Consider the following 8,827-nt stretch of genomic DNA (forward strand, 5'->3'; position numbering starts at 1 on the left):
ATTCCCCCTCACCACACTCTGCAAACCGGGACTGAAGACTCACAACCTCCCTCTCTCAATCCCAAACCCCGACCATCTGCCTGAAACGCTTACACCTTTATGCTTTCATCGGAAGAACAACCGTAAAACAGTTTACCCCCTTTTCGTCCGACTCTGCCCGGATTTCTCCTCCGTGTTCTTTTACAATGCTCTCCGCAATCGAGAGACCCAGCCCGTAGCCGGGAACGTCGCTTCTGGACGGATCGGCCCGGTAAAACCGGTGGAAGAGCTGTTTTATCTCATGCCCGGTTAGGGCTTTTCCTTCGTTGGCCACGGAGAGGACGGCTTCCCTGCCGGACGAGGCAGTCAGAGCGACCGTGATTAAGCCTCCCTCCGGGCTGTATTTGCAGGCATTATCGAGCAGTATGTCGGCAAGCTGCCTCAGCTTTTCCCCGTCTCCATTTATCCTGATTTCTTTATCCACTTCATACGAAATCCTTTTTCCCATTTCAAAAATAAGCGGCTCAAACGTCATGATGCTGCTGTTGACAACAAAACTGAGATCCAGGGAACGGAAGGCGGCCGAAGCGTTTTCGGAGTCGCTGCGGGCGAGGGTGAGAAGACTTTCCACGAGTTGTTTCATGCGCTCCGCCTCGGCCCGGACTCGTTCGATCCGCAGGCGGTTTGTTTCGTCCGGCACAACATCCGGCTGCGACAGCATACCGGCATTGGAGAGGATGACGGTGAGCGGTGTCTTCAGTTCATGGGAGGCATCCGCGACGAACTGCCGCTGCTGATCCCACGCTTTTTCCACGGGTTTTACGGCCCATCCCGACAGGATGACGGAAAAGAGAAAGAATGCGGCAAATGCGCAAAAACCAATCACGGCAGAATAGACAATCTGTCGGCGCAGGGAGTTCTGTTCCGCGTAAATATCTGAAAATACATACCGGATTCTGCCGTCAGGTCCCTTATTTCCCCGAAGATAGCGCAGATGCTGCTCCTCCAGGGTTCCGGCCGGTTTTCCCCTTTCATTGACCAGGGAGATTAAGGCTCCGGCATCGCTGCCGTCCGTGCCTGTCAGCCTGTTTTTCGTTATTGTGACGGTCCCGTCCGTTCCAACATCCGCTATGAGCACAGGCGTTTCCTCCCTTCGGGGAGGCGGTGGGTTATTGGCGGGAAAGTCTTCTTTCATCGCGGTGTGCAGGGCATCCATGCTTCTTTGGCGGTATCCCGTTTTGGTGGAGTAGTAGAGTGTCATAAAAATAGATACCAGCAGGATTGTGACAATGATCATCATGATGGTGACAAATTTCCAGCGGAGTTTTTTGATCATTCCGCCACCTCCATCCGGTAGCCGATATTTCGCACAACCGCAATGCGGACGGAAGAGTCCAGCAGCAGAAGCTTTTTACGGAGAAAGGAGATATAGGCCTCCACGCTGTTTGCATTTACATTGCAATCATAGCCCCACACTTTCAGCAGCAGAGTCTCCTTTGGAAGATACTGGCTGCTGTTCTGAATCAGCAGGCGCATCATCTCATTCTCTTTTGCGCTCAGGGAAACCTCGCGCTCCCGGCAGCAGAGTTTTGAGGAGGACGGGGTGAGGAGCAGATCCCCAAAGGAGAAGCTGTCCGGTACGATATCGGCCTGGCGGCGCAGGACGGCGCGGAGACAGGCCAGAAACTCGTCATTTTCAAAAGGCTTTGTCAGGTAATAGTCGGCGCCCGCATCCAGCCCCCTCACCCGGTCGGCCAGTTCCGAGCGGGCGGTCAGCATGAGGACCGGGGTCATGATATGTTCATTTCTAAGCCGCGTTAATATTTCGTAGCCGTTAAGTCCCGGCAGCATCACATCCAGTACAATGGCGTCGTGAATGCCGCTCCTGGCAAAGTAGAGCCCCTCCGTCCCCGTGTGGGAGATATCGGCGGAGTAGCCGGAATTGTTCACAATATCAGCCAGAGTGGCGGCCAGCCGTTTTTCATCTTCTATAATCAGAATGCGCATATAAAATTCCTCCGGATGGTTTATCGTAGATACAGTCACTAAATTCGCAGAAACCTCATTAAAGTGTTCAGATATGACTCGCACTAGGTTCGAAAGGACCTCACCAGGTGCTCATAGTATATCTGATCACTAAATTCGCAGAAACCTCATTAAGTGTTCAGATATGACTCGCACTAGGTTCGGAAGGACCTCACCAAGTGCTCATAGTATATCACGTCTCCCTTATGGAAAACTTTGAACTTTCTGTGAATTTCAGCTTCATTTCAGGATGCGCCTTTATACTCCCGTTAACAGATGGATATCTGAGGCGGCCGGCAAGGCGGGTGTGCCGTCATCAATGTAAAAGGAGAATTTTATGAAGAAAAAAGCAGTCTTTTGTGTACTTTTGGCCGGAGGCATTCTGATGGCCGGATGCCAGAACAAACAAAATGCCGCAATAACGGATACGACAGCGGCGGCAGATGAAAATAGTGAAAAAGAAACATCGGAGGTAACAGGCCGTGTTACGGAAATCTCGGATACGGAGATTTCATTATCCACCGGGGGCTCCGGCCGGGGTGACAGAGGCGGCCGGAATGAGGGCGGCGGGGAGCGGAACAGGAATGATGATGGCCGGGAGCCGGATGGAAATAAACAGAAGTCGGGCGAAGATGACAAAAAGCCAGGCAGAGACAGCCAAAAAACAGACGGGGATAACCGCGGACCGAATGAAGACAGCCGGAAACAGCAGGGGAAAGGCGGAGAAAATGAGAGTGCACCGGAACAGGGGGATGAAAGGCAGGGACAGGAGAATGAAAGGCAGGAACAGGGGAATGAAAAGCAGGGACACGGAGACGGTAAACCTTCCGGAGAGTCAGGCGAGGAGAGGCCTGAGAGCAGGACGGTAACGGCTGTTCTGACCTCCGCCACCGAATTCCTTAATGAGGAAGGCGGCATCATCAGCGTTTCTGATATTAAGACCGGAGATATCGTCACTGTAGAGATTGACTCGGAAAATACGGCCGTTAAGGTGACGGTCGCCGGCCTTTCCGGACAGATGGGGCAGGGGGGGCCCGGTGAAATGGGCGGTCCTGGAGGCGGTCATTCCGAACCTGAGACTTATGAGGCCGCAACGGAATATTCCGGGGATACGGAGACTGAGGGAGAGACGTATTCCTCCACAGGAAAAGATGAAAACGCCGTCCACATCTTAAACGGGGCGAATGTTTCAATGAGGGATTTTACGGTGACGAGAACCTCACCGGACAGCACCGGGGGAGACAGCGCCAGCTTTTACGGAGTCGGAGCCGCGATCCTGGTTACCGGCGGCACCGCGGATATAAGCGGAGCGGTGATTGATACGGATGCCGCCGGCGGAGCAGGCATCTTCAGCTACGGAAGCGGCAAGGCAAATGTATCCGATTCGGTGATAACAACGAAGCAGGATACGTCCGGCGGAATCCATGTTGCCGGAGGGGGAACCCTCCATGCCGAAAATCTGACGGTGGAAACATACGGGGAGTCTTCCGCCGCCATTCGGAGCGACCGGGGCAGCGGTGTCATGACGGTCAAAGGCGGCAGCTACACATCAAACGGAACAGGCTCCCCAGCCGTTTATTCCACGGCTGATATTACGGTCGAGAATGCCGTGTTGACGGCGGCCGGCTCGGAAGCCGTCTGCATTGAGGGGCTGAATTCATTGAAGCTTTTAAATTGCGAACTGACGGGAAATATTCCTGAAAATGAGCAAAACGACTGCAACTGGACCGTAATATTATACCAGAGCATGTCGGGAGATTCCGAGGTGGGAAACAGCACGTTTGAGATGACGGGAGGAAGCCTGACTTCGAAGAACGGAGGACTTTTCTATACAACCAATACGGAAAGCACGTTTTATCTGAATAACGTAGATATAACGCCCTCCGCCTCCAATGATTTTTTCCTGAAATGTACCGGGAATGCCAATAAGAGGGGATGGGGAACGAGCGGCGCCAACGGAGCCGACTGCACCTTTACGGCAGACAGCCAGACGATGGCGGGCGATATCATCTGGGACAGCATCAGCAGCCTGACATGCAGCTTCGGGGACAACAGCGTGTTTACGGGAGCATTCGTCAAAGACGATTCGAATGCCGGAAACGGAGGCGGAGGCCGCGCCGAGCTTATCATTGATGCATCCTCCACCTGGAATGTGACGGGAGACAGCACGCTCTCTTCACTGAAATGCTCGGGCCGGATTGTGGGCGCAGATAAAAAAACGGTTTCTATCTTAGGAACCGATGGTACGGAGTATGTCAAAGGAGAAGGAAAATATACAATCACAGTGGATTCCTACAGCAGTTCCGTCTGAATGATATCGGAAGGAGCTATCCGGCGGAAATAATGTTCTTATCGGGGCCAAAACGTATGAAAATGCGTTTTGGCCCCGTTGCTCTGCTTCAAACGGAGCTCTTTCTGTTACTGTTCATAGGCAGTATTCCGCGAAGCGTGTTACTGTTTACAGCACATGCGGTGTGAACAGTAACCTCTTGCTGCTGTCAGGCAGCGTCAAAGAGCCGGTCTTGCCATGAATTCTGTAATTATGGTACAATGACCATAAAGTGGGCATTATACCTGCGCATGCCGGGTTCTGCGTTTACCGCTGAAATCCGTCGCATATTCCAGAAAAAAATGGGGGAACAGATACATATGAAAGATTTTATCAGGGATGATGATTTATTTTCACTCTGCGGCCTGAACTGCGGGCTCTGTACGATGCATATCGACGGATACTGTCCCGGATGCGGAGGCGGGGAGGGAAACCAGTCCTGCCGGATTGCAAAATGCAGTTTGAAAAGAAACAGTGAAAACAACAACAGGGAAAACAGAAACAGTGAAAACAATAACAGTGAAAACAACAGTGAAAAAGACGGGCCCGGCGGGGAAAAAATAGATTACTGCCACCAATGTCCTGATTTTCCCTGTGAGAAATATGAAACGATCGACGAATACGATTCTTTCATTACACACCGCAACAGGAGAAGCGATTTAGACAAGCACCGGAACATCGGGAAAGAAGCATATCAGGAGGAGCAGAGGAGAAAGACGGAGATACTCGGTGAACTTCTGGAAAATTATAATGACGGCCGCAGAAAAAGCTTTTTCTGCCTGGCGGTTAATCTTTTAGAATGCGGTGAACTGCAGGCGGTTATGGGCCAGGTGAAAGCCTGTCCGGATCAGGCCGGTCAAACGATAAAAGAGAGGGCGGCCTGTGTGGTAAAGCTGCTGCAGGGCGCCGCCGACAAACGGGGGATTGTGTTGAAACTGAAAAAGAAGCCAAAACAGGAAAATAAACTATATTAATTATATTATTTAAGGTATTGACATAAAATTTTTATTCAATTATGCTCAATTCAAGAGTTACCGGTGGCTCTCAAAACAGAAAAGGAGAGCAAATTATGTATCATGCAAGGTTTAAGGGAACACATCACGAAATCGGATTAAAATGGGGCGGCCTGCTGCTGAAAAACGGCAAGAATCTGCTGGAAGGAGTTCCTTTTCCAATTACGGAGGAACGGATTTCATTCAGCAGGCAGTGTCTTCCGTTTTATCAGGAGTATTATCCCGAAGTGCTGGAAGAGATAGAGGGAATTGCAAAGGGACAGAAGAGTTCTTCGGAGAAACTGCTGGCCGTGCTTCTCAGCATGTACTGCATTATGCCGGATAATAAATGTTCCTGCGTGGCGTATAAGAGTGAAGGCCACATCATTCTGGCCAGAAACAGCGATTTTCTGACCGCAATTGAGAAACTGTATATGAATTGCATTTATAAGTTTGATACATCCGGAAATGGCGGACGCCCATATTCCTTCCAGGGCAACACCACCGCATTTGTGGAGATGGAGGATGGTGTGAATGAGCACGGCCTGGCGATTGGACTGACCTCCGTGTATCCTGCCGTTCTGGGCGCCGGTCTGAATGCGGGGATGCTTTTACGGTACGGCCTGGAACGGTGCAGAACGGTGAAGGAGTTCACGGAGGCGCTGAAAGTGCTGCCCATTGCATCCAGCCAGACGATTACCGCGGCCGACCGGTCGGGAGATATTGCCGTTATTGAGTGTAACTGTGAGAGTATAAGCGTGGAACGTCCGGACGGGAAACGCGGTTATGTTTCGGCCGTCAATTCATTCCATTCTGAGAAAATGCAGCGGTATACGTGCCGGGATATTGATGACTGGAACGCAGAAGAGCGGTATCAGACGATTGAAACGGCGTTTCGTTCGGATGAAATACGGGATACGGGATTTGCAGAACGGATATTGTCGGGCCGCTACGGTTTTATGTGTCAGTATGACCGCAGCACGGGAAAGGACACGGTGTGGTCGGCTGTCTATGATTTGGAAACACTGGAAATCCTGCGCTGTGAGGGGAATCCCTCCAGGAAGAAATTCAGGCAGGATACGCGCTTCCTGATTACGGGACAGTAACGGCAAAGAAATCTGCTGCCGGAAATAGCTTGGAGGTCTGAGAAGATACTGCGCCGGGGCTGGAATAAATCTTTCCGCTCCGGCGCAGACGGCGTTTCGGGAATTTTACCCTTGGTCCTGTTCAGGTGTCCTGGCTGTTCTTATAGGCCGTTCCCCAGGCCACCATGGAATCCAGAATCGGCTTCAGGCTGTAACCCGTCTCCGTCAGGGAATATTCCACTCTGGGCGGAACCTCGGCATAGACTTTGCGGTTGATAAGCCCGGCGCTTTCCATGGCGCGCAGATTGCTGGTTAGAACCTTCTGGGTAATGCCGGTGACGGAACGCATCAGTTCGTTGAAACGTTTTGTCCCGGTCAGTAAATCGCGGATAATGAGCACCTTCCATTTTTCACCGATGAGCTGCAGTGTCATCTCCACCGGGCAGTCGGGATGATTTTTGGTTGAATCCATATGTACATCAGCCTCCTTAATGACCGTATCCGAACGTAACGACAATATCAAAACGTAATGACAACATCAAACCACAATGACAACATCAAAACGTAATGACAGTATCAAAACAGGTATACATCTTATTTGAATAGTATATAACAATTTTATACTATTGAAGCATGATTTTCAACTTTAACAGAAGAAATATGAGGACTCAGAGAATGAATCACATTTTAATAGTGGAAGATGACAGGGAGATTGCAGAAAACTTATTGTTTCTCCTGAAGAAAGAAGGCTTTTCGGCAGAGTGGGCCGCAACCAGGGAAGAGGCGCTCGACAGAACCGCCCGGAAACGGTTTGATTTAATCCTGATGGATGTCATGCTGCCCGACGGAAACGGATATTCTCTCTGCACGACAATCAAAAGAGAGACGGATATACCGGTTATTTTCCTGACCGCAATGGGGGATGAGGGCAGCATAGTTACGGGCTTTGATTTGGGTGCGGATGATTATATTGCAAAACCGTTCAAACCGCTGGAACTGATTTCACGGGTAAAAAATACACTCAGAAGAAGTGGGAAAAGCCGCTCCCTGTTTCTGATTGACGGTCTGGAAGTGGATACCGTAAAAGGCATTGTCAGGAGAAATGGAAAGGAGATTATGCTGTCCGCGTTGGAATACAGGCTTTTACTTGTCTTCTTAAACCGACAGGGGGAAGTACTTTCCAGGATGAGGCTGCTGGAGGAGATATGGGATATTGCCGGTGACTATGTAAACGACAACACGCTCACCGTTTATATCAAGCGTCTCCGGGAGAAGATAGAGGAAGATCCGGCCAATCCGCGGATTATTACGACGGTCCGGGGGAGAGGCTACAGAGTCGGAGAATAATGATGAGATTATTAAGAAATCCGGAATTAAAAGTATTCGTGGGAATTTACCTGTTGTTTTCTGTGGCTTCATCGGCTGTAGCTGCAGTGTGGAACCCGTTTTTTGCCCTGTATGTGGCGATAGTCTGTCTGACGGCCGGAATTATTTTTATGTGCTTTACGAAAAAAAGATATGACCGTCTGGCGGAGCTGTCCGCAGGGCTGGATGAAATACTGCACGGTGAAGGAGGAATTTCCATGCTTCCCGATCGGGAGGGGGAACTGGCGGTTCTCGGAAGCAAGATCTATAAGATGACGGTCCGTTTACAGGAGCAGGCGGAGGAATTGGGGAGGGAGAAGGCTTTTCTTCAGAATTCATTGGAAGATATTTCCCATCAGGTGAAAACGCCTCTGACCTCGATCCGCCTGCTCCTGAAACGGATAAGAGAAGCCACGGACGAAGAGGAAAAATTTAAAGCATTTTATGACATGGACCGACTTCTCACAAGGACGGAATGGCTGATTGCCACGCTGCTGAAAATAGCGAGGCTGGAGTCAGGAACTTTGGAGTTAAAAAGCGAACCAATGTCTGTTTCACAGCTTCTTAAACGGGCTTTGGAACCTCTGGAAATACCGATGGAATTAAAGGGGCAGGCCCTGCTTGTGGAGGGGGCGGAAAACTCCTTTTATACAGGAGATTTGCTGTGGTCTGCCGAGGCTCTGGGAAATATCCTTAAAAATTGTGTGGAACACACGCCGGAGGGCGGAACCATCAGGGTAAGTGCGGATGAGAATCCAGTCTATACACGGATTCGGATAAGAGATAATGGGGAAGGGTTTGCAGAGGAAGATTTAAGCCGTCTTTTTGAGCGCTTTTACAGAGGAAAGAATATCTGTCCGGAAGGCGCCGGAATCGGACTGGCGCTGGCCGGCATGATAATCAAAAAGCAGAACGGAACCATCAGGGCGGGGAATACGGAGGACGGCGGCGCGGAATTTGATATCCGGTTTTATAAGGGAGCGGTTTAAGACTCCCTTTTTTAATATCATAGGAAAGTGCTCCTATGATATTAAAAGCCCTCCGGGCAGGAT

General features: G+C 50.5%; 8 protein-coding genes. 5 read left to right on the plus strand and 3 right to left on the minus strand.

What is annotated here, in order from left to right; all coding sequences use genetic code 11:
- Positions 1-97: 97 nt before the first annotated feature.
- Entirely contained in the window at positions 98-1,315 is a 1,218-nt protein-coding gene (locus QZT18_RS22860; protein WP_294151948.1) for a cell wall metabolism sensor histidine kinase WalK, read from the minus strand.
- Positions 1,312-1,986, minus strand: coding sequence for a response regulator transcription factor (locus tag QZT18_RS22865; protein ID WP_294151950.1), 675 nt, complete (start codon positions 1,984-1,986; stop codon positions 1,312-1,314). The genes QZT18_RS22860 and QZT18_RS22865 overlap by 4 nt, the downstream gene beginning before the upstream one ends.
- Positions 1,987-2,341: 355 nt before the next feature.
- Here QZT18_RS22865 and QZT18_RS22870 point away from each other — a divergent pair, with 355 nt between their 5' ends.
- The 3 genes from QZT18_RS22870 (at position 2,342) to QZT18_RS22880 (ending at position 6,431) form a co-directional block, all read left to right on the plus strand.
- Complete coding sequence (locus tag QZT18_RS22870) at positions 2,342-4,315, plus strand: hypothetical protein (protein WP_294151952.1); 1,974 nt, start codon at positions 2,342-2,344, stop codon at positions 4,313-4,315.
- Positions 4,316-4,653: 338 nt separating this feature from the next.
- Positions 4,654-5,307 (plus strand): DUF3795 domain-containing protein, encoded by a 654-nt coding sequence (locus QZT18_RS22875; protein ID WP_294151954.1) that lies wholly within the window; start codon positions 4,654-4,656, stop codon positions 5,305-5,307.
- Between the two features lie 95 nt (positions 5,308-5,402).
- Positions 5,403-6,431: a C45 family peptidase gene (locus tag QZT18_RS22880; protein WP_294151956.1), complete on the plus strand. Its 1,029-nt coding sequence runs from the start codon at positions 5,403-5,405 to the stop codon at positions 6,429-6,431.
- Between the two features lie 121 nt (positions 6,432-6,552).
- Here QZT18_RS22880 and QZT18_RS22885 read toward each other — a convergent pair whose 3' ends face one another.
- Positions 6,553-6,882 carry a helix-turn-helix domain-containing protein gene (locus tag QZT18_RS22885; RefSeq protein ID WP_294151958.1) on the minus strand — a complete coding sequence of 110 codons (330 nt, stop codon included), beginning with the start codon at positions 6,880-6,882 and terminating at the stop codon, positions 6,553-6,555.
- 203 nt (positions 6,883-7,085) lie between these two features.
- On the opposite strand from QZT18_RS22885, the gene QZT18_RS22890 reads away from it, so the two are divergent.
- A complete protein-coding gene (locus QZT18_RS22890; RefSeq protein WP_294151960.1) occupies positions 7,086-7,757 on the plus strand; it encodes a response regulator transcription factor in 672 nt (223 codons plus the stop codon).
- 2 nt (positions 7,758-7,759) lie between these two features.
- Positions 7,760-8,764: a sensor histidine kinase KdpD gene (locus tag QZT18_RS22895; RefSeq protein WP_294151962.1), complete on the plus strand. Its 1,005-nt coding sequence runs from the start codon at positions 7,760-7,762 to the stop codon at positions 8,762-8,764.
- Positions 8,765-8,827 lie beyond the last annotated feature (63 nt).

The organism is uncultured Clostridium sp., assembly GCF_900547735.1.
GTDB lineage: Bacteria > Bacillota > Clostridia > Lachnospirales > Lachnospiraceae > Otoolea.